Raw genomic sequence first — 25,295 nt, forward strand, 5'->3', positions numbered from 1 at the left:
CTCCTAATGTCGAATCAGATGGCCGCTGGCCGGGAGTAACTGGCTATCGAGTAACGCACCTTGTTCACCAAGGCTCAGTCGGCCTTCGGCAAACCAGCGAATGGCCAGTGGGTAAATACGGTGCTCTTGAACATGGACCCGTTGCGCGAGCGTTGCGGGCGTGTCGTGCAACTGTACCGAAATAACTGCCTGTACGACCAGTGGGCCGCCATCGAGTTCCTCGGTAACAAAATGCACGCTGCAGCCATGCTCGGTGTCGCCGGCTTCCAGCGCACGCTTGTGCGTGTGCAAGCCTTTGTAACGCGGCAGCAGGGAAGGGTGAATATTCAGTAGACGGCCGTGATAGTGGCGAACGAACCCCGCGCTGAGAATGCGCATGAACCCGGCCAGTACGACCAACTGTGGCTGGAAGGCGTCGATCCGTTCGATCAGCGCTGCATCGAAGGTCTCGCGACCTTCGTACGCGGTGTGATCCAGTACGCAGGTTTCGATGCCTGCGTCCCGGGCGCGTTGCAGGCCGAACGCATCTGCGCGGTTGGATATCACCGCGCGGATGCGGACGGGGCTGGCCTCGTCCTTGAAGCTGTCGATCATCGCTTGCAGGTTGCCGCCGGTGCCGGACAGCAGCACCACGACGTCGCAGATGGCTGGCATCAATGCGCCTTGAGGTTTTTCAGCTCGACCTGTGCTGCGCCTTCGGCAGCGGTGGCGATCTGGCCGATCACCCAAGGCTGCTCGCCCGCTTCACGCAGCACCTTGAGTGCCGCTTCAACGTGCTCCTGAGCGACGCAGATCACCATGCCCACGCCGCAGTTCAGCACGCGGTGCATCTCGTTTTCCGCAACGTTGCCTTGCTGCTGCAGCCAGTCGAATACGGCCGGACGCTGCCAGCTGGCGACGTCGACCACGGCCTGAGCGCCTTCAGGCAGTACGCGTGGAATGTTGTCGAGCAGGCCGCCACCGGTGATGTGGGCCATGGCCTTGACAGCGCCGGTTTCCTTGATCAGCTTGAGCAACGGCTTCACGTAGATGCGGGTCGGCGCCATCAGCAGTTCGGTCAGCGGTTTGCCGTCCAGCTGGATGTTCTCGATGTCCGCGCCTGCCACTTCGATGATCTTGCGGATCAGCGAGTAACCGTTGGAGTGCGGGCCGGACGATGGCAGGGCGAGCAGGGCGTCACCGGCAGCAACTTTCGAGCCGTCGATGATCTCGGCCTTTTCCACCACGCCGACGCAGAAGCCTGCCAGGTCGTAGTCTTCGCCTTCGTACATGCCCGGCATTTCAGCGGTTTCGCCACCCACCAGCGAGCAACCGGCCAGTTCGCAGCCGGCGCCGATGCCGGTGACGACCTGAGCGGCGGTGTCGACGTTCAGTTTGCCGGTGGCGTAGTAATCGAGGAAGAACAGCGGCTCTGCACCGCAGACCACCAGGTCATTGACGCACATGGCGACCAGGTCGATGCCGATGGTGTCGTGCTTGTTCAGGTTCAGCGCCAGACGCAGCTTGGTGCCCACGCCGTCGGTGCCGGAAACCAGAACCGGTTGCTTGTAGCCGGCCGGGATTTCGCAGAGGGCGCCGAAGCCTCCCAGGCCGCCCATGACTTCCGGACGCTTGGTGCGCTTGGCGACGCTCTTGATGCGTTCGACCAATGCTTCACCGGCGTCGATGTCTACACCGGCGTCTTTATAGCTCAGGGAGGGTTGCTTGCTCATAGAAAATCCAGGCCTTTAGGGGGGATTCGGAGGTATCGACCGCTGCGTTAGGGCCCGTTCAGCACCGCGCTGTCATGCGGTGGTAATGTTGGGGCCATGGCGATTGCCGGTCTGCGAAGGCGCGCGATTTTATCAGGCTTGCTCATCAGGGGCCATCCTTGCGCCGACAACAGGGCGGTGTTGCACCAAATAAACCTCAACCCGGTGGCCTGTCAGTGCGAGCCTGGACGTTTAGGGTGTACTTTATGCGCGAACTGAATGATAGGTGGCTCACGTCTGTCCCAGACCTGTACGCCTGCTGAAACAGCTTCTTTTTACTTTTTTCCGTTCGGGAACTGTCCATGCGTTTTTCCAGAATTCTTCTAATCGGCTGTCTGTCCCTGATCAGCCTTCCCAGCCTTGCCGAAACGGTCAGCAACCTTTATCAGGTTCGCGAGCCGGTCAATGGCCAGTCGCCCGATGAGCGCACGCGGGCCACGCAGGCCGCCGTCGAAACCCTGGTGCTGCGCCTGACCGGCGACGCCAAGGCCGTGCAGGGTTCGGCCATCGCCGCGCTGCGCAAAGACCCGCAGCAGATCATTAGCCAGTTCGGCTACGAGGCCGGACCGCCGGAAACCCTGCTGGTCGACTTCGATCCGGCAACCACCGACCGTGCGCTGCACGATGCGGGTCTGTCGATCTGGGGCAGTAATCGCCCATCGATTCTCGGCTGGTGGCTGAATGACTCGGTGGAAGGCTCGAATCTGGTCGGCGACGGTCAGGCCGCCGCCGAACCCTTGCGCCAGGCCGCTCAGCACCGCGGACTGCCACTGCGCCTGCCGCTGGCTGATTTGAGCGAGCAGGGTATCGGTAACGCGAAAACCCTGGAGGGCACTGACCCTGCGCCGCTCAAGGAAGCCTCCGAGCGCTATGGCGCTGACGCGATACTGGCCGTGCACGCCAGTGAAGATGGCGGTCAGTGGCAGGGCAAATGGCGCTTGTGGCTGGGTGATCAGCGCGAACAGGGCAGCGCAACCGGTGCCACCTCCGAGGCGTTGGCCGATGCGGTGCTGCTCTCGGTAAGCGAGCGTCTGGCGCCGCGCTTCGTTGCCAAGCCAGGTGCGTCGACCGGCATGCTGATCCAGGTTCAGGGCATGACGCTGGAGCGCTATGCGCAACTGCTCCAGTTACTCGAACCGTTCGGCGTGCGTCTGAGTTCTGTCGAAGGCGATAAAGTGGTGTTTGAGGTCAGTGGCAGCACCGATCAGCTACGCTCGCAGTTGTCGCTGGCCAAATTGCAGGAAGTGCCTGCAGCCGAGGCAGCCGCTACCGCAACGCCGCCTGCTGCGCCTGTCGATGCAACTGCGCCGATGGCGCCAGCCAATGGAGCTGCTCCTGTTGCGGCACCTGCGCCCGCACCGATGATTGTTCCGGCGTCCGCGCCACAGCTTTATTTCCGCTGGTAACCCGGCAAGAACGCTTTTCTATTGGCTTGAGGGATATTGATGACTGATATGCGGCGTTGGTTCTGGATCGGCGGCCTGGCCTTGCTGGTCGCATTCGTGGTGCTGTTGCACCCAATCCTCACTCCCTTTCTGGTGGCATTGCTACTGGCCTATATGGGCGATCCGCTGGTGGATCGACTGGAGCGCGCCGGACTGTCCAGAACCCTGAGCGTAGTGGTCGTTTTCGGGCTGTTCACGCTGGTGCTGATGGCGTTGCTGCTGATTCTGGTACCGATGCTGGCCAAGCAGTTGTTCCGCCTCTACGAACTGGCGCCGCAGATTCTCGACTGGCTGCAACACGCGGCGTTGCCGTGGGTTCAGGCCAAGTTCGGGCTGGCAGACGGGTTCTGGAAGTTCGACAAGATCAAGGCAGCCATCTCCGAGCATATGGGCCAGGCCGGGGACATCGTCTCTATCGTGCTGTCCCAGGCTACTGCGTCCAGCCTTGCGCTGATCGGCTGGCTGACCAACCTGGTGCTGATTCCCGTGGTGTGTTTCTACCTGCTGCGCGACTGGGACATCATGACCGGCAAGATTCGTGGCCTGCTGCCTCGTCAGCGTGAAGCGCAAATCGTCAAGCTGGCGGGCGAGTGCCATGAAGTCTTGGGCGCGTTCATACGCGGTCAGTTGCTGGTGATGGTCGGCCTTGGCGTGATCTACGCGGCCGGTCTGATGCTGGTCGGGCTGGAACTGGGCCTGCTGATCGGCGTCATTGCCGGTCTGGCGGCCATCGTGCCTTACATGGGTTTCGTGATCGGTATCGGTTCGGCGCTGGTGGCCGGGCTGTTCCAGTTTGGCGGTGACCTGTACCCGATGATGGGGATTGTGGCGGTGTTCATGATCGGTCAGGCCCTGGAGGGGATGGTGCTGACGCCATTGCTGGTCGGTGATCGCATAGGCCTGCACCCGGTCGCGGTCATCTTCGCGATTCTCGCAGGTGGCGAGCTGTTCGGCTTTACCGGCATTCTGCTCGCCCTGCCGGTGGCTGCGGTGATCATGGTGCTGGTGCGTCACATGCATGATCTGTACAAGGACTCGGAAATCTACGCAGGCGCGGAAGATCCGGAGCTGTAAGGTCGACGCAAGCCTCTTCGCCGACCGGTGAAGAGGCTGATGCCTTGAGGGCATGCCCCCCTTCAAACGCCCCGTACTGGGCGGCGCTTTACTCACCCTGACGCAAACCTTTGATTTTGCTTGAGGTCTGTCGCATTGTGCGACCAGCGTCACGGGTATAAACTTTGCGCTCTTTACACAGAGGCCCTTGACGGTTTGCATGAGCCGTTAGTCAGCATGAAACCGATTCAGCTGCCCCTGAGTGTGCGTCTGCGTGATGACGCCACTTTCGTCAATTACTATCCAGGCGCCAACGCCGCTGCACTCGGCTATGTCGAGCGGCTGTGCGAAGCCGACGCTGGCTGGACCGAAAGCCTCATCTATCTGTGGGGCAAGGACGGGGTAGGGCGCACGCACCTGCTGCAGGCTGCCTGCCTGCGTTTCGAACAGCTTGGCGAGCCTGCGGTGTATCTGCCGCTGGCCGAAGTGATAGATGAAGGCATCGAGCTGTTCGATCATCTGGAGCAATATGAGCTGGTGTGTCTGGACGACCTGCAGGCGATCGTCGGCAAGCCGGACTGGGAAGAAGCGCTGTTTCATCTGTTCAATCGTCTGCGTGACAGCGGGCGTCGCCTGTTGATTGCCGCATCCAAATCGCCCCGCGAACTGCCGGTAAAGCTTCCCGACCTGAAATCGCGCCTGACCATGGCGTTGGTGTTCCAGATGCGCGGGCTGTCCGACGAAGACAAACTGCGCGCCTTGCAACTGCGTGCTTCACGGCGTGGCCTGCACCTGACCGACGATGTCGGGCATTTCATCCTGACGCGTGGTACACGCAGCATGAGCGCGTTGTTCGAATTGCTCGAGCGCCTCGATCAGGCGTCACTCCAGGAAAAGCGCAAGCTGACCATTCCCTTTCTTAAAGAGACCCTCGGGTGGTAGATCAGGCGCTGTTGATGCAGACGGCGGCTGCGTTGCGCCATGCACGGCGGATTCTGGTGATCACCGGGGCGGGGCTGTCTGCCGATTCAGGGCTGCCGACCTATCGTGGCGTGGGCGGGCTCTACAATGGCAAGACCGACGATGGCCTGCCTATCGAAATGGCCCTGTCCGGGCCCATGCTGCGTCGTGACCCTGAGCTGTGCTGGAAATACATAGCCGAACTGGGCAAGGCGTGCCTGGGTGGCGAGCCGAATGTCGCGCATTACGCCATCGCCCAGTTGCAGCGCATCAAACCCGAGTGCTGGGTGCTGACCCAGAACGTCGACGGTTACCATCGCGCGGCGGGCAGTCCGCCGGAGCGCCTGATCGAAATTCACGGGCAACTCTCGCCACTGTTTTGCCAATCCTGCGGTGCTGAGGATTCTCAATTGAGCGAGCACTTGCAGCGCCCTTTGCCCCCCTTATGCCCGGCATGTAGTGGCATTTTGCGACCGTCCGTCGTTCTTTTTCAGGAAATGCTCCCCGAAAAAGCGCTGGAAACACTGCATGAAGAGCTGGCTAAAGGCTATGACGCGGTCCTGAGTATCGGCACCACCGCAAGCTTCCCCTACATTCACGAACCTGTCATTCGCACCAGGGTTTCCGGGGGTTTTACCGCAGAAATCAATCCGCAGCCGACGGATCACAGCGCTCAGATGGACGTCTTTTTACCGTACCGCGCGGCACATGTCATGGCCGAACTCATAAGTCACATCTAGTTCGATTGAATTTGCAAATCACCTTCATAAAAGGCATAGTCTCGCCATCTTAACTAGTCAGCCACGGTTGTGCCCATGCAAGTTGTTCGCTTCGCACCCCTCGTGCCTCTCGCACTCGTTACATTTCTCTTCGGTTGCTCGGCCAATATGCCGGTCGCACAGCAGGAACAGGCCCAGCCAGTTCCACGCTATCAGAGCGCAATCAACGCCAACGCCCAGTCCGCAGCCCGTCGCGCCGACGCGGCAGTCCTGCAGGACGAGCTCGCTACCGAAGACGAACTGTCCCAGTTCGCTGATAACAAGTCTTACCAACTGCCGGCCTTGGCCGACAGCATCCTGGAGCGTGGCAAGTCGCTGATCGGCACACGCTACAAGTTCGGCGGCACGTCGACTTCTTCGGGTTTCGATTGCAGCGGCTTCATCGGTTATCTGTTTCGCGAAGAGGCCGGCATGAGCCTGCCACGTTCCACGCGTGAAATGATCAACGTCAACGCACCTCTGGTGGCGCGCAACAAGCTTCAGCCGGGCGATGTGCTGTTCTTCAGTACCCGCGGTCGCGGTCAGGTCAGCCACGCAGCGATCTACGCCGGTAATCGGCAGTTCATCCACTCCAGCAGTCGCCGCAGCGGCGGTGTGCGCATCGACAGCCTCGATGACGCCTACTGGAGCAAGACCTTCATCGAGGCCAAGCGGCCTCTGGCGATGGCCCCAGGTACTGTTGCAGTAAAATCGACACCTGAAGTAACGCAGACAACGGCGATGACTTCGACTACAGTCAAGACCGCGTCCAAGCGGCGTAAATAAATAGAACGCGCAGTACAAGACCTTCGGGTCTTTCTGCGTTTTTGAGCTTCTCGGCAGCGTAAGCCGCATCCGGATGGGTTGTTGTGGTTATGTCGATTGCGTTGCGGCTGTTAGTCATCTCTGTTGCTGCGTTGCTCGGTGCCTGCGCCAGTGCGCCGCCTCCGCCCAAAGCGCCCCGGATCGTTCAGCGTCCGGTGGTCACTGCACCTCCCCAGATTCTCTCTCCGGCTGCCGAAGACGTGCTGTTTCGTGCGTTGGGGCTGGTTGGCACGCCTTATCGCTGGGGCGGCAACACGCCTGACTCCGGTTTCGATTGCAGCGGTCTTATAGGTTATGTCTATCGTGATGCGGCGGGCATTTCCCTGCCGCGTTCCACGCGCGAGATGATCGTGATGGGCGCACCGAATATTCGTCGCGAGCAATTGCAGTCAGGTGATCTGGTGTTCTTCGCCACATCGGGCGGTTCTCAGGTGTCCCACGCCGGGATCTATGTCGGCGAAGGCCGCTTCGTGCATGCACCTGCCACCGGCGGCACGGTCAAGCTCGACAGCCTCGACAAGCCTTACTGGCAGAGAGCCTACCTCAACGCCAAGCGCGTAATTCAGCCCGCCAGCCTGGCGCAGAATCGGCCTTAAGCGCTTCGCGCTGATTGCTCTGCGCGCGCTTAAGAGCGTCCAGAACTGCATGCCCACGCCCACGCGGAGCGCTCAACGTCACACCTAAGTCTGCTTTTGATTCTGGCCGTAGGCCGTAGGAGCGAACTTGTTCGCGAAAGGGCCGGTATGACCGCCGAAAATGCATCTTCTGAAACACCGCCTTCGCGAACAAGTTCGCTCCTACGCCCTTCGGGCAGAGCCCTGAAAGGCACGTATTCCGGGCTCTCCAGGACTTGTGTGTAACGCCGAGTGCTGGAGCGTAGGGAGCGATGATCTCAACTATCGTGCGACGCTCTGCGTCAAACCTCTACGCTCGGCGTTACTGAGCAGCCTTGGCGGATGTCACGCGCCAGATCTTGTTGCCGACATCGTCGGCCACCAGCAATCCGCCGCGCTGGTCATTGACTACGCCAACCGGACGACCCATGGCTTTTTCATCCTTGTTGAGGAAACCGGTCAACACATCGACCGGTGTGCCGTTGGGTTTGCCGCCACTGAATGGAATGAACACCACCTTGTAGCCGCTGTGCGGTTTGCGGTTCCACGAGCCGTGCTGGCCAATGAACAGACCTTCGTTGAACGGTGCCGCCAGTGTCTTGCCGTCGGCGAACACCAGGCCCAGCGAGGCGGTGTGTGGACCGACTGCGTAATCCGGGGCAATCGCCTTGGCGACCAGTGCCGGGTTCTGCGGCTTGACGCGCTCGTCGACGTGTTGGCCGTAGTAGCTGTAAGGCCAGCCGTAGAATGCGCCGTCCTGCACCGAGGTCACGTAGTCAGGCACCAGATCGCTGCCGATCTCGTCGCGCTCGTTGACCGCCGTCCACAGTTTGCCGGTCTTCGGTTCCCAATCCATGCCGTTGGGGTTGCGCAGGCCGGAAGCGAAGATCCGGTGGTTACCGGTAGCCGCGTCCACTTCCCAGATCGCCGCACGACCTTCTTCCTTGTCCATGCCGTTCTCGGCCACGTTGCTGTTGGAGCCCACGGTCACGTACAGCTTGCTGCCATCCTTGCTGGCGATGACGTTCTTGGTCCAGTGGTGATTGAGCGTACCGCCCGGCAGGTCGACGACCTTGGTCGCTTGCGCGCTGATCGAGGTCTGCCCGGATTCATACGGGAAGCTGATCAGGCGGTCGGTGTCGGCGACATACAGCTTGTTGCCCACCAGGGTCATGCCGAACGGCGAATTGAGGTTTTGCAGGAAAACCGTGCGAGTCTCTGCCACACCGTCCTTGTCCACGTCGCGCAGCAAGGTAACGCGGTTGGCGCTGGGCACACCGGCACCGGCGCGGCCCATGACTTTTTCCATCACCCAGCCGCGAATGCCTTTGGAGTCATCCGGTTTGGCGGGCGAATTGGTCTCTGCCACCAGCACGTCACCGTTGGGCAATACATACAGCCAGCGCGGGTGATCGAGGTTCTCGGCGAACGCAGCCACTTGTGTGCCCGGCGCGGCGACCGGCTTGGCGCCTTTTTCCCAGCCTACGGCGGGTGCGATGTTGACGGTCGGAATCAGCGTCTTGTTGGGCTCCGGCAGCTTGGGCGAGGGGCCTGTTCCATCCGAGACTTGCAGGCTCGACGACTCGCCGCAGGCAGCGAGGCCACCGGCGACCAGCAGCAACACTGCGTAGTGGGGTCTGAGTTTGAACATGATCGATCTCCATTAACAAAGGCGTGGTCCAGTAACTGATAGAGGCACCGCCAACCCGCTAGGTTCAATAACGTTCCGCGGCGACGGTGTCGATTGACGCTCCCGGTCCAACCCTCTACCCTTCGCGGTTTGTTTCAGGTGCTCTGCAATCCTCGATTGGCAGAGTGAAACAGGGAAGCCGGTGTGGGTCGACAGATCCGATCCCGGCGCTGCCCCCGCAACGGTAAATGAGTCAAGGCTGTGCCTGACGCCACTGTGTTTCGACATGGGAAGGCGCGCAGCCGGGGTGACCCGCTCATGAGCCCGGAGACCGGCCTGAATCATTCAATGACATCACGGAGGGTGATGTTCTGTGCAGGGCGTTGCCGTGCTGTCCAGTGCTGTCCTTCCGTCTGTTGTCGCCTGCCCCGAGCGGAGAACCCAGATGAACGAATCCCCCGAACGCGACGAACGCCATCTGGCGCGCATGCAGCGCAAGAAAGCCTTCATGGACCAGCGTATTGCCAGCTCGCCCAACGAGTGCGGCCTGCTGCTGGTATTGACCGGCAATGGCAAGGGCAAGAGCAGTTCGGCATTCGGCATGCTCGCCCGGGCCATGGGCCACGACATGCAGTGTGGTGTGGTGCAGTTCATCAAGGGCCGCAACAGCACCGGCGAAGAAATGTTTTTCCGCCGTTTCCCCGAGCAGGTGCGCTATCACGTGATGGGCGAGGGCTTCACCTGGGAAACCCAGGATCGCCAGCGTGACATCGCCGCCGCTGAAGCCGCCTGGGCCGTGTCTCAGGAAATGCTTCGCGATCCGGCCATTGGGCTGGTGGTGCTCGACGAACTGAACATCGCCCTCAAACATGGCTACCTCGACCTCGAACAGGTGCTGAGCGACCTGCAGGCACGTCCGCCGATGCAGCATGTGTTGGTGACTGGCCGCGGTGCCAAAGCCGAATTGATCGACCTGGCCGATACCGTTTCCGAGATCGGCGTGGTCAAGCACGCGTTCCAGGCCGGTATTCGCGCGCAGAAAGGTATCGAGCTGTGACCCCTTCATCATTGAGCGCATTGCAATGAGAGCCCCGCGTGATTGCCCGGCAGTATTGATCGCTGCGCCTGCCTCCGGGCAAGGCAAAACCACGGTGACCGCTGCTCTGGCACGCCTGCACCGCAACCAGGGGCGCAAGGTCCGGGTGTTCAAGTGCGGCCCGGATTTTCTCGACCCGATGATTCTCGAGCGGGCCAGTGGCGCGCCGGTCTATCAATTGGACATGTGGATGGTCGGTGCGGATGAAAGCCGTCGCTTGTTGTGGGAAGCGGCTGATGAGGCGGACCTGATTCTGATCGAGGGGGTCATGGGCCTGTTCGATGGCACGCCGTCGAGCGCCGACCTGGCCCGGCATTTTGGCGTGCCGGTACTCGGTGTGATCGACGGCACGGCCATGGCGCAGACGTTTGGCGCACTGGCGCTGGGCCTGGCGCGCTATCAGCCTGATCTGCCGTTCGCCGGCGTGCTGGCCAATCGCGTCGGCACGGTACGCCATGCGCAATTGCTGGAGAACAGCCTGACCGAAGGCCTGCGCTGGTACGGCGCACTGTCCCGGGAAGTCGGCTTCGAACTGCCCAGCCGCCATCTGGGGCTGGTCCAGGCCAGTGAGCTCAACGATCTGGACGTGCGTCTGGACATGGCGGCTGCGGCGCTTGCCAGCACCTGTGAGGTGGCCTTGCCGCCGGCCGTGACCTTCACTGCGCCCGACCCGGTTCAGGTCGAGCCGCTGCTGCGCGGCGTACGCATCGCCATCGCGCGCGACGAGGCCTTTGCCTTTCTGTATGGCGCGAGTCTGGACCTGCTGAGGAACATGGGTGCCGAGCTGAGTTTCTTCTCGCCGATCCATGATCGCGAGTTGCCCGACGCCGACAGCCTGTACCTGCCAGGTGGTTACCCGGAGCTGCACCACGTCGCGCTGGCCGCCAATGGCGCGATGCAGGCTTTGATCAGGGCTCACCATATTGCCGGCAAGCCGATTCTGGCCGAGTGCGGCGGCATGCTCTATTTGCTCGAAGCCTTGACCGATGTCGAGGGCGTGCGTGCCGAACTGGTCGGTTTGCTGTCCGGTGAAGCCGTCATGCAGAAGCGTCTGGCTGCGCTGGCCTTGCAAGCCGTCGAGTTACCCGAGGGCACGCTGCACGGTCACACTTATCATCATTCGCTGACCAGCACCGAGCTGCAGCCGATCGCGCGCGGCGTCAGCCCCAATGGCGGACGCGGCGCAGAAGCGGTTTATCGCCTGGGTCGCCTGACCGCGTCCTACGTGCATTTCTATTTTCCGTCCTGCCCTCGGGCGATAGCGGCGCTGTTCAAACCATGACCGAGCAAGCGTTCAGCCCCGAAGAGCGGGCTGCGGTGTACCGCGCCATCGCCGAACGTCGCGACATGCGCCACTTCATCGGCGGCACGGTCGCGCCCGAACTGCTGGCACGCGTGCTGGAGGCCGCGCACCAGGCTCCCAGCGTCGGGCTGATGCAGCCGTGGCGCTTCATCCGCATCAGCGACCCGTTATTGCGCGGCAGGATGCAGGCGCAGGTAGAGGAAGAGCGTATCCGTACCGCCGAGGCGCTGGGTGAGCGAACCGACGAGTTCATGAAGCTCAAGGTCGAAGGCATCAACGACTGTGCAGAAGTGCTGGTCGCCGCGCTGATGGAAGGGCGAGAGCAGCACATTTTCGGCCGTCGCACCTTGCCGGAAATGGACATGGCCTCGCTGTCCTGCGCGATCCAGAACCTGTGGCTGGCCTCGCGTGCAGAAGGCTTGGGCATGGGCTGGGTGTCGCTGTTCGACCCCGAGGCGCTGGCCGAACTGCTGGGCATGCCTGACGGCGCCAAGCCGCTGGCGATCATTTGTCTGGGCCCGGTCAAGGAATTTTATCCTGCGCCAATGCTGGTGATGGAAGGCTGGGCGCAGGCGCGTCCGCTGCATGAGCTGCTGTACGAGAATCAATGGGGAGTGAGTCAATGAGTGTGGCGCTGTTGAGCGTCGCCGGAGTCGCGCTGGATGCGCTGCTCGGTGAGCCAAAACGATGGCATCCGCTAGTGGCGTTCGGCAACTTCGCCAGTCGGGTCGAGCAGCGCTTCAACAGTGGCGGCCGTGGCTGGCGCAGTCATGGCGTTACTGCCTGGGTCATCACCGTTGTACCGCTGACGCTGCTGGCCACGCTGCTGAGCTGGTTGCCTGGCGTGGGCTGGCTGTTCGATATTCTGGCGCTGTATTGCGCGCTGGGCATGCGCAGCCTGGGTGAGCACGTTCAGCCGGTGGCGCAAGCGCTGCGCAGTGATGATCTGGTCGAAGCACGTCAGCGGGTCGGTTATCTGGTCAGTCGCCAGACCACTGAGCTGGACGCTACCGAAGTCGCCCGCGCAGCCACCGAGTCGGTGCTGGAGAACGGCAGCGATGCGGTGTTCGCGGCGCTGTTCTGGTTCGTGGTGGCTGGCGCGCCCGGCGTGGTGCTGTACCGGCTGAGCAATACGCTGGACGCCATGTGGGGTTACCGCAATGAGCGCTTTGAGCGTTTTGGCTGGGCTGCGGCGAAGATCGATGATCTGCTCAACTATATTCCCGCACGTCTTGTGGCATTGACCTACGCCTTGCTGGGCAAGACCCGACTGGCGCTGCGTTGCTGGCGTACGCAGGCTCCGGCCTGGGACAGTCCGAATGCCGGCCCGGTAATGGCCGCTGGCGCAGGCGCGCTGGGCGTCGAACTGGGGGGCGCGGCGATCTACCACGGCGAGCTGCATCAGCGTCCGCAACTGGGTGAGGGTACGCCTGCCGATGCGGACTCGATCGATCGCGGCTGGCAACTGGTGCAGCGCGGCGTCTGGTTATGGCTGCTGGTCATCTGCGTGGCAGCTGAATTTTATGCTTGAGCACGGCGGGCGGTTGCGCGCTGCGGCGCAGCATTACGGTATCCCTCTGGCCGACTGGCTGGACCTGTCCACCGGGATCGCGCCCTGGTCGTGGCCCATCCCGGAGATTCCGACGCGTGCCTGGGCGCGGTTGCCCGAGACTGACGATGGTCTGGAAGCGGCGGCCTGCACTTATTACGGCGTGTCCCGGTTATTGCCGGTGTCTGGTTCGCAGGCTGCGATTCAGGCGCTGCCACGGGTGCGCAGCGGAGGGAGGGTTGGCGTACTGTCGCCCTGCTACGCAGAGCACGCGCATGCCTGGCGCAAGAACGGCTTCGTGGTCCGTGAGGTGGGTGAGCAGGAGGTCGACTACTTCCTCGACAGCCTGGACGTGCTGGTGGTGGTCAACCCCAACAACCCGACCGGCCTGCACCTGAGCGCCGAGCGCCTGCTGGAGTGGCATGCGCGACTGGCCGAGCGCGGTGGCTGGCTGGTCGTCGATGAAGCGTTCATGGATAACACGCCGGGCATGAGCCTGGCGGCCGAGACGTGGCGCAGCGGACTGATTGTCCTGCGTTCGTTTGGCAAGTTTTTCGGCCTGGCCGGCGTCCGGCTTGGTTTTGTCATGGCCGAGCCGGTGCTGTTGAGGATGCTGGCGCAGGAAATCGGGCCTTGGTCGGTCAGTGGGCCAACCCGGATCATCGGTCAGGTGTGCCTTAGCGATCAGCAGGGGCAGACGCGCCAGCGTGAGCGCTGTGAGCAGGCCCGCGAGCGGCTGGTGGCGTTGCTCGACCGCTACCGTCTGAGCCCGCAAGGCGGCTGCGCGCTGTTCCAATGGCTGGTTACCCCTGAAGCGCAGACGCTCTATGAGTTTTGTGCGCAGCGTGGCGTGCTGCTGCGCCTGTTCAAGGGTGACAGCTCCGAGTCGTCCAGTCTGCGTTTCGGTCTGCCCTGCGACGAGGCCGACTGGCTGCGGCTGCACGATGTTCTGCTTGAATACCGCAAGGAATACCCATGAGCACGCTGATGGTACAAGGCACCACTTCCGATGCCGGCAAGAGCACCCTGGTGACGGCCCTGTGCCGCTGGCTGACTCGTCAGGGCGTCAAGGTTGTGCCGTTCAAGCCGCAGAACATGGCGCTCAATAGCGCGGTGACGGCAGACGGCGGCGAGATCGGTCGCGCACAGGCCGTGCAGGCCCAGGCGTGCTACCTCGAACCGCACACCGACATGAACCCGGTGCTGCTCAAGCCCAACAGTGACACCGGCGCGCAGGTGATCATTCACGGCCGCGCCGTGACCACCATGAACGCGGTGGCGTATCACGGCTACAAAGAGATCGCCATGCAGGCAGTGCTGGAATCGCATCGGCGCCTGGGTGAGAGCTATCCGGTGATTGTGGTCGAGGGTGCGGGTTCTCCGGCCGAGATCAACCTGCGCGCCAACGATATCGCCAACATGGGCTTTGCCGAGGCGGTCGACTGCCCGGTGCTGCTGATTGCCGACATCAATCGTGGCGGGGTGTTTGCCCATCTGGTCGGCACGCTCGAGTTGCTGTCGCCCAGCGAGCAGGCGCGGGTCAAGGGTTTCATCATCAACCGTTTTCGCGGCGACATCGCCTTGTTGCAGCCGGGCCTGGACTGGCTGGAAGCGCGCACCGGCAAGCCGGTGGTTGGCGTGCTGCCCTACGTGATGGATCTGCACCTGGAGGCCGAAGACGGCCTGGACCAGCGTCAGACCGACAAGGTCGAGCATGTGCTGAACGTGGTGGTCCCGGTGCTGCCTCGCATCAGTAATCACACCGATTTCGATCCGTTGCGCCTGCACCCTCAGGTCAATCTGCAATTCATCGGTCCCGGCCAGGCGATTCCTCCTGCGGACCTGATCATTCTGCCCGGTTCCAAGAGTGTGCGCAGCGATCTCAACTACCTGCGCAACAATGGCTGGGCCACCGCCATCGAGCGGCATTTGCGTTATGGCGGCAAGCTGATGGGGATTTGCGGTGGCCTGCAAATGCTCGGTGAGCAGGTACACGATCCACTCGGGCTGGAAGGCGCAGCCGGGTCCAGCCCAGGGTTTGGCCTACTGGCAATGAGCACGGTACTGGAAGCGGAAAAGCAACTGCGCAATGTGCGCGGTCGTCTGACCCTGGAAGACGCCGAGGTCAGTGGCTACGAAATTCATGCCGGGGTAACGACAGGGCCGGCGCTGGAGCAGGCTGCCGTGCAACTGGACGACGGGCGTTGCGATGGTGCGCAGAGTGCCGACGGCCAGGTGCTGGGGACTTACCTGCACGGCCTGTTCGAATCACCTGCTGCCTGTAGCGCGTTGCTGCGCTGGGCGGGGTTGACGAACGTGCAGGCCGTCGATTATCACGCCTTGCGCGAGCGCGACATCGAACGTCTGGCGGACTTGGTGGAAAAGCACCTGGACGGTCCATTGCTTCGTGAACTGTGTGGCCTGGAGGCGAACTGAATGCTGCAATTGATCCTCGGCGGCGCGCGCTCCGGCAAGAGTCGTCTGGCGGAAAAACTGGCCGCCGACAGCGCGCTGAGGGTGACGTACATCGCCACCAGTCAGCCTCTGGACGGCGAAATGAATCAGCGTGTTGCCAGTCATCGCGCACGCCGTCCCGAGCACTGGGGGTTGGTCGAAGAGCCGATCGAACTGGCGCGGGTGCTGCGCGAAAACGCGGCGCCCGATTGCTGCCTGCTGGTCGATTGCCTGACCCTTTGGTTGACCAATCTACTGATGCTCGACAACCCCGAGCGCCTGCTTCAAGAACGTGAATCCCTGCTCGACAGCCTTGCCGGGCTGCCGGGTGAAATCATTTTTGTCAGCAACGAAACCGGGCTCGGCGTCGTGCCGCTCGGCGAACTGACCCGTCGCTATGTCGATGAAGCCGGCCTGTTGCATCAGGCGCTGGCCGAGCGTTGCCAGCGTGTCGTGTTGACCGTTGCCGGCTTGCCCCTGACGTTGAAAGGAACCGCGCTATGAGTAATTCCTGGTGGCTCAAGCCCGCACAGGCCATTGATGTGCCGATGCGCGAGGCGGCACTGGCCCGTCAGCAGCAACTGACCAAACCCGCCGGTTCGCTGGCGCAACTGGAGCGCTTGGCGGTACAGCTGGCCGGTCTGCAGGGACGTGAGCGTCCGGCCGCGGATCAACTGTGGATCGCGATTTTCGCCGCTGATCATGGTGTCGTCGCTGAAGGTGTGTCGGCGTACCCACAGGAAGTCACCGGTCAGATGCTGCACAACTTCGTCAACGGCGGCGCCGCGATCAGCGTGCTGGCGCGTCAGCTCTCCGCGCAACTGGACGTGGTCGATCTGGGCACCGTGTCGCCAATGGATCTGCCCGGGGTGCGCCATCTGCGCATTGGCGCGGGCACCGCCAATTTTGCCCAGGGGCCGGCCATGAGTGTCGAGCAGGGGCTCGCCGCCCTGCAGGCCGGGCGTGACAGCGTATTGCGCGCCAAGGCTGTCGGCACCGAACTGTTCATCGGTGGCGAGATGGGCATCGGCAACACCACAGCCGCCAGCGCAGTCGCCTGCTCACTGTTGGAGTGCGCCGCGCCATTGCTGGTCGGACCGGGCACCGGGCTGAATGCCGAGGGTATTCAGCACAAGACCCACGTCATCGAGCGCGCACTGGCATTGCACGCCGAGCAGGCGGGTGACCCGTTGAGCAGCCTGTTCTGCCTGGGCGGCTTCGAAATCGCCGCACTGACTGGTGCGTACCTGGCCTGCGCGCAGGAAGGAATTGCGGTACTGGTCGACGGTTTCATTTGCAGCGTGGCCGCGCTGGTGGCGGTGCGCCTGAACCCTTCCTGCCGTAACTGGCTGCTGTTCGGTCATCGGGGCGCCGAACCGGGCCATCGGCATCTGCTGGAAACGCTGCAGGCCGAACCGTTGCTGGACCTCGGTTTGCGTTTGGGCGAGGGCAGCGGTGCCGCACTGGCGGTGCCGCTGGTGCGCCTGGCGTGCGAGCTGCACAACGGCATGGCGACGTTTGCCGAAGCGGCTGTGGCGGATCGTCCCGCATGACCTTGCACCTGGACTTGTTGCGTCATGGCGAAACCGAACTGGGCGGCGGCCTGCGCGGCAGCATCGACGATGCTCTGACCGAGTCTGGCTGGCAGCAGATGCGTGCGGCAGTGGCGGGTGGCGGCCCCTGGACGCGGATTGTCAGCTCGCCGCTGCAACGTTGCGCCCGTTTCTCCGAAGAGCTGGCGCAGCGCTTGTCGTTGCCTCTGCACCTGGAGCCGGGTTTGCAGGAGCTGCATTTCGGTGACTGGGAAGGGCACAGCCCTGCGCAACTCATGGAGACCGATGCCGAGGGCCTGGGGCTGTTCTGGGCGGATCCCTACGCCTTCACACCTCCCAACGGTGAGCCGGTGCTGGATTTCTCGAACCGCGTATTGAGTGCCGTTGAGCGTCTGCATCAGGCTTATGCCTGTGAGCGCGTGTTGCTGGTCAGTCATGGTGGTGTCATGCGCCTGCTGGTGGCGCAGGCGCGTGGTTTGCCGCGTGAGCAACTGTTGCAGGTGGTGGTCGGGCATGGCGCGCTGTTGTCGATTCAGGTCGCTGCTGATCGCGTACTCACGGAGATCTGAGATGCTGCCGTTCTGGATCGCTCTGCAATTTCTTGGCAGCCTGCCGATCAGGCTGCCCGGTATGCCGCGTCCCGAAGAGCTGGGGCGTTCTTTGCTGTTCTACCCGTTGGTGGGGGCGGTGTTCGGCACCCTGCTGCTGGGTTTCAATACGCTGCTCAGTGGTGCGCCGCTGATGCTGCACGCCGCGCTGGTACTCACTGCCTGGGTATTGCTCAGCGGCGGCCTGCATCTGGATGGTCTGGCCGACAGTGCTGACGCCTGGCTGGGCGGCTTCGGTGACCGTGAACGCACCTTGAAGATCATGAAAGATCCACGCAGCGGGCCTATCGCCGTGGTCACGCTGGTCTTGGTGCTGCTGCTCAAGTTTGCCGCGATTCTGGCGCTGATCGAGAGCCATGCCAGTGTCTGGCTGCTGTTGGCACCGGTAATCGGGCGCGCTGCCATGCTTGGGCTGTTTTTGGGGACGCCGTATGTGCGTTCCGGAGGGTTGGGGCAGGCGCTGGCCGATCATCTGTCGCGTGGCCCTGGACGCAAGGTTTTGCTCGCCACTGCCATTGCGTGCGTGCTGCTCGCCGGCTGGTCAGGGGTAATGGTATTGCTGGTCTGCGCCGCCTGCTTCTTCTGGTTGCGGCAGCTGATGATGCGACGTCTGGGCGGATGCACCGGTGATACAGCCGGGGCACTGCTTGAGCTGCTGGAGTTGGCGGTGCTGCTGACGCTGGCGCTGCTTTGAGACCCTGCACATCGCTTTGTTGACAGCTTTTACCGGCAGCGCGTAGCTTCGCGAATCGCGGGTAAAACCATGTAACACAAAGCGCAGGGAGCTTAACCATGACATCGATCTGGCGTACCAGTGGCTGGGTTCTGCTGGGGAGTGCGCTGATTCTTGCGCTTTCGTTGGGCACGCGGCACGGCTTCGGTCTGTTTCTGGCACCCATGAGCGCCGAGTTTGGCTGGGGACGTGAAGTCTTTGCCTTTGCCATTGCCCTGCAGAATCTGATGTGGGGCCTGGCACAGCCATTCGCCGGGGCGCTGGCCGATCGATTCGGTGCGGCGAAAGTCGTCTTCGTCGGCGGTGTGCTGTATGCCGCGGGTCTGTTGTGCATGAGTACCGCCGACTCTTCCCTCAGCCTTTCACTGAGCGCCGGTCTGCTGATCGGTATCGGTCTGTCCGGCACATCGTTTTCGGTCATCCTCGGTGTCGTGGGGCGAGCGCTGCCCGCGGAAAAACGCAGCATTGGCATGGGGATCGCCAGCGCAGCCGGCTCATTCGGTCAGTTCGCCATGCTGCCCGGTACATTGGGCTTGATCAGTTGGCTGGGCTGGTCCGGTGCCTTGCTGGTGCTGGGCGTGATGGTGGCGTTGATCCTGCCTCTGGTGGGTATGCTCAAGGATACGCCGAGCGTATCCACCGGCGTCGAATTGACCCTGGGCGAGGCGCTGCGTGAGGCGTGCTCGCATTCGGGGTTCTGGCTGTTGGCGCTGGGGTTCTTTGTCTGCGGCTTTCAAGTGGTGTTCATTGGCGTGCATTTGCCGGCCTATCTGGTGGATCAGCACTTGCCCGCCAAGGTCGGCACTACGGTGCTGGCCCTGATCGGCCTGTTCAATATCTTTGGCACCTACACCGCAGGCTGGCTGGGCGGACGCATGTCCAAGCCCCGACTGCTGACCGTGCTTTACCTGTTGCGTGCGGTGGTGATCGTGCTGTTTCTCTGGATACCCTTGAGTCAGACCACAGCGTATCTGTTCGGCGTGGCGATGGGCTTGCTGTGGTTGTCGACCGTGCCGCTGACCAACGGTACGGTCGCGACACTGTTCGGTGTGCGCAACCTGTCGATGCTGGGCGGCATTGTCTTCCTGTTTCACCAGCTAGGCGCCTTCCTCGGTGGCTGGCTGGGCGGGCTGGTGTATGACCGCACCGGTAGCTACGACCTGATCTGGCAAGTCTCGATACTCCTGAGTCTGCTCGCCGCGGCGCTCAACTGGCCGGTGCGCGAGCGGCCGGTGGCACGATTGCAGGCGCAGGGCGGTCTGGCATGAGTCGGCGCTGGCCTCTGCTGGCGGCGCTGCTGGTGGGCGCCGTGGTGCTGGGATTGCTCTGGTGGGCCTGGCAGCATGTCGGGCTGGGCGCATTGCAATTGGGAATGGGCGCTTGCTAGGCAGACGCTCCTGCATGGGGTAGCGTGTCGGCAGACCAAAACAATATTCAGGGCCGTCATGATGAACATTCGCTTTTTTTCGATCCCTCTTTTGCTGCTGGCCATGAGCGGTGCTGCAATGGCCGCCGACTGCCCGCCGTTGCTGCAAGGCGAGTTGCCCAAGCTGCGCGCCAAGGAAAACATCGACCTGTGCAAGCGCTTTGCCGGCAAGCCGCTGGTGGTGGTCAATACTGCCAGCTTCTGCGGCTTCGCCCCGCAGTTCAAAGGCCTTGAAGCGCTGAGTCAGCGCTACAAGGGGCAGGGGCTCGAAGTATTGGGCGTGCCGTCCAATGACTTCAAACAGGAAGCCAAGGATGGTGAGGAGACTGCCAAGGTCTGCTACGTCAATTATGGCGTGACCTTCACCATGACCGAGCCGCAGACCGTGCGCGGTGATGATGCGACCCATTTGTTCAAGGTGCTGGCCGAGCAAAGCAGTGCGCCGCGCTGGAACTTTTACAAGTACGTGGTCGATCGCCAGGGCAAGGTCATCGCCAACTTCTCCAGCATGACCAAGCCGGATGATCCTGAGCTGATCGCAGCCATTGAGAAGGCGATTGCGTCTAAGCCTTAGGGGGCAAAAAAGGGCGGCTTGAGTCTTGTCTGAATCGACCTGGCATCGCAGAGCCCTTGTGTGACGCGGAGCGCCACATAGAGGACGCAGAGCGTCCAGAACTGCATGCCGACGCTGAGCGTCGTCACGATAGTCAGTCAATGACGTGGAGTATCTGTGCGGTAGTCAATCAATGCAGATCTGAGCGCACCAGGCACGTACTAAAAAGCCCGCAACCATCACTGGTTGCGGGCTTTTTTTCAGCCTGGCAGTTGCTTATCAGAAGCGATAGGTAACCGAAGTGCCCAGGCCGTGAGCGGTGTTGCGGTAGTCGGCGCTGTACGAACCTTTGGTCGCGCTGGAGTCGCGGATCTTGGTTTCGTCTTCACGCAGGTACGAGTACGCCACGTCGATGGTCAGGTCGTCGGTCGGGCTCCAGCCTGCACCGAAGCTGATGATCTTGCGATCGCCCGTCGGGATGCGTGGGGAGCGGTTGACGTTGTTGGTCGGCGACTGATCAACGGAGAAGCCGGTGCGCAGCGTCCACTCTTTATTGACCTTGTACGAAGCACCGATGGCGTGGGCCCAGGTGTCGTGCCAGTTCTGTTCTTCGCTGATGGTGCCGATCGGCCCGGCAGAACCGCCCAGCAGGGCAGGGACGCCATCGTTGTTGACGGTGATGTCTTGCAGTCGGCTCCAGCGAGTCCAGGTACTGCCGGCATAGACCGTCCAGTTTTCGTCGATCTGCTGGGTGATGGAGAAGTCCACGGACTCAGGCGTGGAGATGTCGAGCGAAGCGTCATACTTCTGACCGCCGAAAGGTCCGAAACCCGAACCTTCGATCTTGGTCTTGCCCTTGAGCTTGTAATCGACCTTGGAGTGGTAAGTCAGGCCCAGGCGAGTGGTGTCGGTAGCCTGCACCAAAATACCGGCATTGAAGCCGATTGCGGTGTCATCGCCTTCGATCTTTACCTTGCCGTCGTTGAGGCCCGGGCTTCTTCCATTCAATGTAGCGGACGTCAGCTCGCCGTCGATACGGTTGATCGTCGGGCCGAAACCGATGGACACCTTGTCATTGAATGCATAGCTGACAGTCGGCTGGAAGGTCACGACCTGGACGTGACTCTTGTCACCCCAGTAGCGGCCAGCGAAGCCTTTTTCGTAATCGGTGACCAGGCCGAACGGTACGTACACGCCCAGACCAAATGCCCAGTGATCATCGATTGGTTTGACGTAATAGCCCATGGGTACGCCGACCACCGGAACCATGTCGCCGTCGTTGCTGCCGCCAAATGTGCCACGGCCATTGTCGATATCGGTCTTGGCGATCACTGCAGCTGCACCCACGCTGATTTGTTCGCGTTTGATGCGGGACATACCGGCAGGGTTGCCGAATACGGTGCTTGCGTCATCGGCTGACGAGGAGCGACCTGCAAAGCCGGTGCCCATGCCGCTGATGCTTTGTTCGTTGAGGGCAAAGCCGGCAGCGAGCAGTTGAGAAGAGGCCAGACCCAGTGCGAGTCCAAGCGTTGTCCGGTTCAGTGCTTTTGTCATTATTTTCATTATTAGAACTCCTTGTTGTTCACCGGTCGAAAATTACCAACATTTTCGACGGCGCGCTATAGGCTGAGGAGCCCGATTTAGAGCTATTCTTGTAGGACAATCCTGCCGAGGGAGTAGGAGCTTCGAATTAGCGCAGTTCCAGAGCCTTATCGTCGCATAATGACACTGTTATAACGCGCGCATAAAAAAAGCCCCGCCTTTGCAGTGCGGGGCTTTTGGCTTGCGGTGCAACGTTTTCGTCAGGCGATGAGGGCCTGACGGGTACGCTCGATCACGGCCTGCAGCGGTTCGGCGCTGGCGTACTGATCGGGGTACAGGCGTTCGCTGTGGCGGGCGATGCCGTGTTCATTGACGATGGTGAAACTGAAGCAGCCTTTGCGAGCGGCCATGATCAGGCAGTTCATTGGGGCAAAAGCGTTGGTCAATGTGTGAATTGCATGTTGAGTCTGAGTATTCATATTCAAGGTGTTTCCTGAAGCAACACGGAACAATACCGTGCAAAAATAAAGATTCCAGTAAACGCGGGCCGACATTTGATACAAAAGCCTGGCTGGGCGGAGAACCTGACTGGAACAAAGACAGGCAGTTGAAGCGCGCTTTATCGTATGGCGCTCTGGCTGACCGGTAGGTACTTAGGAGGGCAGGCAACACAACAGGAGCAAAGGTTCTACGCTCCGGGTGAAGATCCTGATCAATTGCAGGCTGGTTGAAGCAGACCATGAGGGCCATGACTGCACTGTCACCCCAAATGGTGCATCAGCGCGAAAGGTTCATGTCTGGAAACCATCGAGGTGGTCGATCCCTTGTTGCCAACATTCTCGTCGCATGGAGGAGTGTCTGTCGGGGGACTTGTCGACCGGAATTGATTTTCAGCTTGGTACTAACGGCGGCGATATTACCCGCCTCATCTGGACATTGCAAGTGGCAGTGTATAAAACTTCACCAGTGCCCGGCCAATCTATAGATCAGTACGGTGATTGACGCAACCATCGAGCAGCCCAGCACGTAGGCGGTGACAGTAAGCCGCAGCGACCTGCGGCTTTCGATGGCGCGCATGATGTCGCCTGTCGCGTTGATGCGCCCGCTGCTCAGGTCACCGCAGATGATCAGCATCAGGGCGATCGCTGACAGCAGCACGCTGTAGGCGAACACGCCGCCGTCCGGGGGTGGCAGCACGATACTGACTGCCAGGGCGACGAAGCAAACAGCCAACAACAGCAGGAAGAACTTGGCGATCTCCTTCATGGATTCCTTCACTGAATCTTTGGTTCATTAGGATGGGGAGCATTTTTGGCAGTGCTTGGACCGCACTATGTGCAATTTGTCGCCTGTGTTGCTTTCATTGCCCTGAATAATGCGCAAAATGCCTCGTCATCGATGTCGAACCAGAAACCGAAAACCTGCTGAAAGCCTTGTATTCATTGAGAATGCGATGCGTTCGGGCGCGCAATAAATGATGCATGAAATGACCAAAAACAGCCTTGATGAGGAGTTGTGCACATTAGCGCCACAAGCTGCGACATCACTGTCACAAGCGAAGCTAAGGGTTTGATTTATGATGGTGAATTATTAAGTCAATGAAAAACATCGTTTTTTTTAGCTGGTGAAAAAATCGTCAGTTTGAGCGCAGGCCCCATGCTGCTTGCGTTTGCGGAAGTTAAAGGGCGGTTGTCCACTGAGTTATCCACAGCTTCTGTGGATTGTCCCGCGCAAATGTCCCCCTAATAGGGGCTGTGTGCCGTGCTGAAAGCGCGTACAATCCGTTCCCCCGATTTGCCCCCGCCTGTTGATCCCGTCTCACCCGAGATGATGTTTCTGCTGCACTATCACGCTCTACTCAATCTGCCGCTGGCCTTTATTATTCAGCCCGCATGGAGTCTTTAATGGCACTGGACCTGAACAGCCTGTTACTGGGGCTTGGCGCAGCAGCGTTGCCCTTGCTGGGCCTGCTTTGGCATCTGCAGCGCCGTCTGGCCGCTCGTCAGGCCGAGAGCGCGTTGCTCGATGAGCGTTTGAGCATGGCGCAAATGGCGCAGGAAGGTCTCAACGCCCAGCTGGATGCGTGCCGTGACGAGGTCAGCGACCTCAGTCAGGCCAATGCCGCCAAGCAGGCTGATCTGGCGGCTTTGCGCCGCGAGGTCGAGTTGTTGCGCCAGGAAAGCGATAACGCGCGCGAAACGGCACAGGACTGGAATCATGAGCGTGCCGCCAGAGAGGCAGAGTTGCGTCGCCTTGATGCGCAGTGTGCAGCGCTTAACGCTGAGCTGCGCGAACAGCAGGATGGCCATCAGCAGCGCCTGAACGATCTGCAGGGGTCCCGGGATGAGCTGCGCGCGCAGTTCGCTGAACTGGCGGGCAAGATTTTCGATGAGCGCGAGCAGCGCTTCGCCGAGACCAGCCAGCAGCAGCTGGGCCAATTGCTCACGCCGCTCAAGGAGCGTATCCAGTCGTTCGAAAAGCGTGTCGAGGAGAGTTACCAGAACGAAGCGCGCGAACGCTTTTCCCTGGCCAAGGAGCTGGAACGTCTGCAGCAGTTGAATCAGCGTTTGAGTGATGAGGCGACCAACCTGACACGCGCCTTGAAGGGGCAGAAGACCCAGGGCAACTGGGGCGAGCTGATCCTGGAGCGCGTGCTGGAGCATGCCGGGCTTGAAAAGGGCCGTGAGTACCAGACGCAAATCAGCCTCAAGGGGCCGGACGGCGAACGCTTTCAGCCTGACGTGTTGATCATGTTGCCGGGCGACAAGCAGGTGGTGGTCGACGCCAAGGTCAGCCTGACGGCCTACCAGCAATATGTGTCTGCCGATGACGAGGTCATTGGTCAGGCTGCGCTGAAGCAGCACGTACTGTCGTTGCGTAACCATGTCAAAGGCTTGTCGGGCAAGGATTATAAGCGTCTCGAAGGGCTTCATAGCCTGGATTTCGTTCTGCTCTTCGTGCCTATCGAGGCCGCTTTTTCTGCCGCCCTGCAGGCCGAGCCGAACCTTTTCCAGGAAGCCTTCGACCGCAACATCGTGATTGTCAGCCCCACGACCCTGCTGGCCACCTTGCGGGTGATTGACAGCCTCTGGAAGCAGGAGCGTCAGAGCCAGAACGCCCGTGAGATCGCCGAACGCGCAGGCTGGCTGTACGACAAGTTCGTATTGTTCATCCAGGATCTGGATGAGGTGGGCAACCGCCTGCAACAACTGGACAAGGCTTACTCGGCTGCGCGCAACAAGCTGACAGAAGGGCGTGGCAACCTGATCAGCCGCAGCGAGCAGCTCAAACTGCTGGGGGCGCGCGCCAGCAAGAGTCTGCCCGCCGATTTACTGGAGCGGGCGATGACCGACCGCGATGGCCTGATCAGTCCGCCAGACTGAGTCTGGTCGACTCGTCGGCGTAATGTTCAGTAACAGGCCGTCCGTCGCAAAGACTAGAA

26 protein-coding genes and 1 riboswitch are annotated in these 25,295 nt (G+C 61.3%); of the genes, 20 read left to right on the forward strand and 6 right to left on the reverse strand.

Features of this window, described 5'->3' with window-relative positions:
• Window positions 1–3 precede the first annotated feature (3 nt).
• Both purN and purM read right to left on the reverse strand, forming a co-directional pair.
• The gene (gene purN, locus JOE29_RS06525; RefSeq protein ID WP_057405932.1) at window positions 4–654 is read right to left on the reverse strand and encodes a phosphoribosylglycinamide formyltransferase; all 651 of its coding nucleotides are present in this window, start codon (window positions 652–654) and stop codon (window positions 4–6) included.
• A complete protein-coding gene (gene purM, locus JOE29_RS06530; RefSeq protein ID WP_003344863.1) occupies window positions 654–1,712 on the reverse strand; it encodes a phosphoribosylformylglycinamidine cyclo-ligase in 1,059 nt (352 codons plus the stop codon). Before purM ends, purN begins: the two co-directional genes overlap by 1 nt.
• Before the next feature lie 341 nt (window positions 1,713–2,053).
• Here purM and JOE29_RS06535 point away from each other — a divergent pair, with 341 nt between their 5' ends.
• The 6 genes from JOE29_RS06535 (at window position 2,054) to JOE29_RS06560 (ending at window position 7,388) form a co-directional block, all read left to right on the forward strand.
• Window positions 2,054–3,157: a DUF2066 domain-containing protein gene (locus tag JOE29_RS06535; RefSeq protein ID WP_210079141.1), complete on the forward strand. Its 1,104-nt coding sequence runs from the start codon at window positions 2,054–2,056 to the stop codon at window positions 3,155–3,157.
• Window positions 3,158–3,196: 39 nt separating this feature from the next.
• A complete protein-coding gene (locus JOE29_RS06540; protein WP_003404282.1) occupies window positions 3,197–4,270 on the forward strand; it encodes an AI-2E family transporter in 1,074 nt (357 codons plus the stop codon).
• A 216-nt stretch (window positions 4,271–4,486) separates the two neighbouring features.
• A complete protein-coding gene (gene hda / locus JOE29_RS06545; protein ID WP_003369632.1) occupies window positions 4,487–5,191 on the forward strand; it encodes a DnaA regulatory inactivator Hda in 705 nt (234 codons plus the stop codon).
• Window positions 5,185–5,949, forward strand: coding sequence for an NAD-dependent deacylase (locus JOE29_RS06550; protein WP_017279529.1), 765 nt, complete (start codon window positions 5,185–5,187; stop codon window positions 5,947–5,949). Before hda ends, JOE29_RS06550 begins: the two co-directional genes overlap by 7 nt.
• 75 nt (window positions 5,950–6,024) lie before the next feature.
• The gene (locus tag JOE29_RS06555; protein ID WP_004416752.1) at window positions 6,025–6,753 is read left to right on the forward strand and encodes a C40 family peptidase; all 729 of its coding nucleotides are present in this window, start codon (window positions 6,025–6,027) and stop codon (window positions 6,751–6,753) included.
• A gap of 89 nt (window positions 6,754–6,842) precedes the next feature.
• The gene (locus JOE29_RS06560; protein ID WP_003404277.1) at window positions 6,843–7,388 is read left to right on the forward strand and encodes a C40 family peptidase; all 546 of its coding nucleotides are present in this window, start codon (window positions 6,843–6,845) and stop codon (window positions 7,386–7,388) included.
• Window positions 7,389–7,728: 340 nt separating this feature from the next.
• Here JOE29_RS06560 and JOE29_RS06565 read toward each other — a convergent pair whose 3' ends face one another.
• On the reverse strand, window positions 7,729–9,057 hold the full coding sequence (locus JOE29_RS06565; protein ID WP_099315159.1) for a sorbosone dehydrogenase family protein: 1,329 nt from the start codon (window positions 9,055–9,057) through the stop codon (window positions 7,729–7,731).
• A gap of 119 nt (window positions 9,058–9,176) precedes the next feature.
• Window positions 9,177–9,391, forward strand: a riboswitch (cobalamin riboswitch).
• 90 nt (window positions 9,392–9,481) lie between these two features.
• Here JOE29_RS06565 and cobO point away from each other — a divergent pair.
• The 13 genes from cobO to JOE29_RS06625 all read left to right on the forward strand — a co-directional run bounded on the left by cobO (window position 9,482) and on the right by JOE29_RS06625 (window position 20,332).
• Complete coding sequence (gene cobO / locus JOE29_RS06570; protein ID WP_003393737.1) at window positions 9,482–10,093, forward strand: cob(I)yrinic acid a,c-diamide adenosyltransferase; 612 nt, start codon at window positions 9,482–9,484, stop codon at window positions 10,091–10,093.
• Between the two features lie 25 nt (window positions 10,094–10,118).
• Entirely contained in the window at window positions 10,119–11,414 is a 1,296-nt protein-coding gene (locus JOE29_RS06575) for a cobyrinate a,c-diamide synthase (RefSeq protein ID WP_044312344.1), read from the forward strand.
• Entirely contained in the window at window positions 11,411–12,061 is a 651-nt protein-coding gene (gene bluB / locus JOE29_RS06580) for a 5,6-dimethylbenzimidazole synthase (protein ID WP_003393740.1), read from the forward strand. Before JOE29_RS06575 ends, bluB begins: the two co-directional genes overlap by 4 nt.
• Complete coding sequence (gene cbiB, locus JOE29_RS06585; RefSeq protein WP_003344887.1) at window positions 12,058–12,966, forward strand: adenosylcobinamide-phosphate synthase CbiB; 909 nt, start codon at window positions 12,058–12,060, stop codon at window positions 12,964–12,966. The genes bluB and cbiB overlap by 4 nt, the downstream gene beginning before the upstream one ends.
• The gene (cobD, locus tag JOE29_RS06590; protein WP_003314621.1) at window positions 12,959–13,963 is read left to right on the forward strand and encodes a threonine-phosphate decarboxylase CobD; all 1,005 of its coding nucleotides are present in this window, start codon (window positions 12,959–12,961) and stop codon (window positions 13,961–13,963) included. Before cbiB ends, cobD begins: the two co-directional genes overlap by 8 nt.
• Complete coding sequence (locus JOE29_RS06595) at window positions 13,960–15,420, forward strand: cobyric acid synthase (protein ID WP_024693798.1); 1,461 nt, start codon at window positions 13,960–13,962, stop codon at window positions 15,418–15,420. The genes cobD and JOE29_RS06595 overlap by 4 nt, the downstream gene beginning before the upstream one ends.
• Window positions 15,421–15,942, forward strand: a complete 522-nt coding sequence (gene cobU, locus JOE29_RS06600) for a bifunctional adenosylcobinamide kinase/adenosylcobinamide-phosphate guanylyltransferase (protein ID WP_003344890.1) — start codon at window positions 15,421–15,423, stop codon at window positions 15,940–15,942.
• Entirely contained in the window at window positions 15,939–16,991 is a 1,053-nt protein-coding gene (gene cobT, locus JOE29_RS06605) for a nicotinate-nucleotide--dimethylbenzimidazole phosphoribosyltransferase (protein ID WP_210079151.1), read from the forward strand. The genes cobU and cobT overlap by 4 nt, the downstream gene beginning before the upstream one ends.
• Entirely contained in the window at window positions 16,988–17,560 is a 573-nt protein-coding gene (gene cobC, locus JOE29_RS06610) for an alpha-ribazole phosphatase family protein (RefSeq protein WP_210079153.1), read from the forward strand. The genes cobT and cobC overlap by 4 nt, the downstream gene beginning before the upstream one ends.
• Before the next feature lies 1 nt (window position 17,561).
• The gene (locus JOE29_RS06615; protein WP_210079155.1) at window positions 17,562–18,293 is read left to right on the forward strand and encodes an adenosylcobinamide-GDP ribazoletransferase; all 732 of its coding nucleotides are present in this window, start codon (window positions 17,562–17,564) and stop codon (window positions 18,291–18,293) included.
• A gap of 107 nt (window positions 18,294–18,400) precedes the next feature.
• Window positions 18,401–19,600 (forward strand): MFS transporter, encoded by a 1,200-nt coding sequence (locus JOE29_RS06620; RefSeq protein WP_161780156.1) that lies wholly within the window; start codon window positions 18,401–18,403, stop codon window positions 19,598–19,600.
• A complete protein-coding gene (locus JOE29_RS25575; protein ID WP_003314627.1) occupies window positions 19,597–19,719 on the forward strand; it encodes a hypothetical protein in 123 nt (40 codons plus the stop codon). The genes JOE29_RS06620 and JOE29_RS25575 overlap by 4 nt, the downstream gene beginning before the upstream one ends.
• 61 nt (window positions 19,720–19,780) lie before the next feature.
• Window positions 19,781–20,332, forward strand: coding sequence for a glutathione peroxidase (locus tag JOE29_RS06625; protein WP_024693802.1), 552 nt, complete (start codon window positions 19,781–19,783; stop codon window positions 20,330–20,332).
• A 258-nt stretch (window positions 20,333–20,590) separates the two neighbouring features.
• Here JOE29_RS06625 and JOE29_RS06630 read toward each other — a convergent pair whose 3' ends face one another.
• The 3 genes from JOE29_RS06630 to JOE29_RS06640 all read right to left on the reverse strand — a co-directional run bounded on the left by JOE29_RS06630 (window position 20,591) and on the right by JOE29_RS06640 (window position 23,119).
• Window positions 20,591–21,865, reverse strand: coding sequence for an outer membrane protein transport protein (locus JOE29_RS06630; RefSeq protein ID WP_210080002.1), 1,275 nt, complete (start codon window positions 21,863–21,865; stop codon window positions 20,591–20,593).
• Window positions 21,866–22,113: 248 nt separating this feature from the next.
• Window positions 22,114–22,332, reverse strand: coding sequence for a hypothetical protein (locus JOE29_RS06635; RefSeq protein WP_002554588.1), 219 nt, complete (start codon window positions 22,330–22,332; stop codon window positions 22,114–22,116).
• 481 nt (window positions 22,333–22,813) lie between these two features.
• Complete coding sequence (locus JOE29_RS06640) at window positions 22,814–23,119, reverse strand: hypothetical protein (protein ID WP_003314630.1); 306 nt, start codon at window positions 23,117–23,119, stop codon at window positions 22,814–22,816.
• A 752-nt stretch (window positions 23,120–23,871) separates the two neighbouring features.
• Here JOE29_RS06640 and rmuC point away from each other — a divergent pair.
• Window positions 23,872–25,236 (forward strand): DNA recombination protein RmuC, encoded by a 1,365-nt coding sequence (gene rmuC / locus JOE29_RS06645; RefSeq protein WP_210080003.1) that lies wholly within the window; start codon window positions 23,872–23,874, stop codon window positions 25,234–25,236.
• The last annotated feature ends 59 nt before the right edge of the window (window positions 25,237–25,295 follow it).

Source organism: Pseudomonas sp. PvP009 (assembly GCF_017832995.1).
GTDB lineage: Bacteria > Pseudomonadota > Gammaproteobacteria > Pseudomonadales > Pseudomonadaceae > Aquipseudomonas > Aquipseudomonas syringae.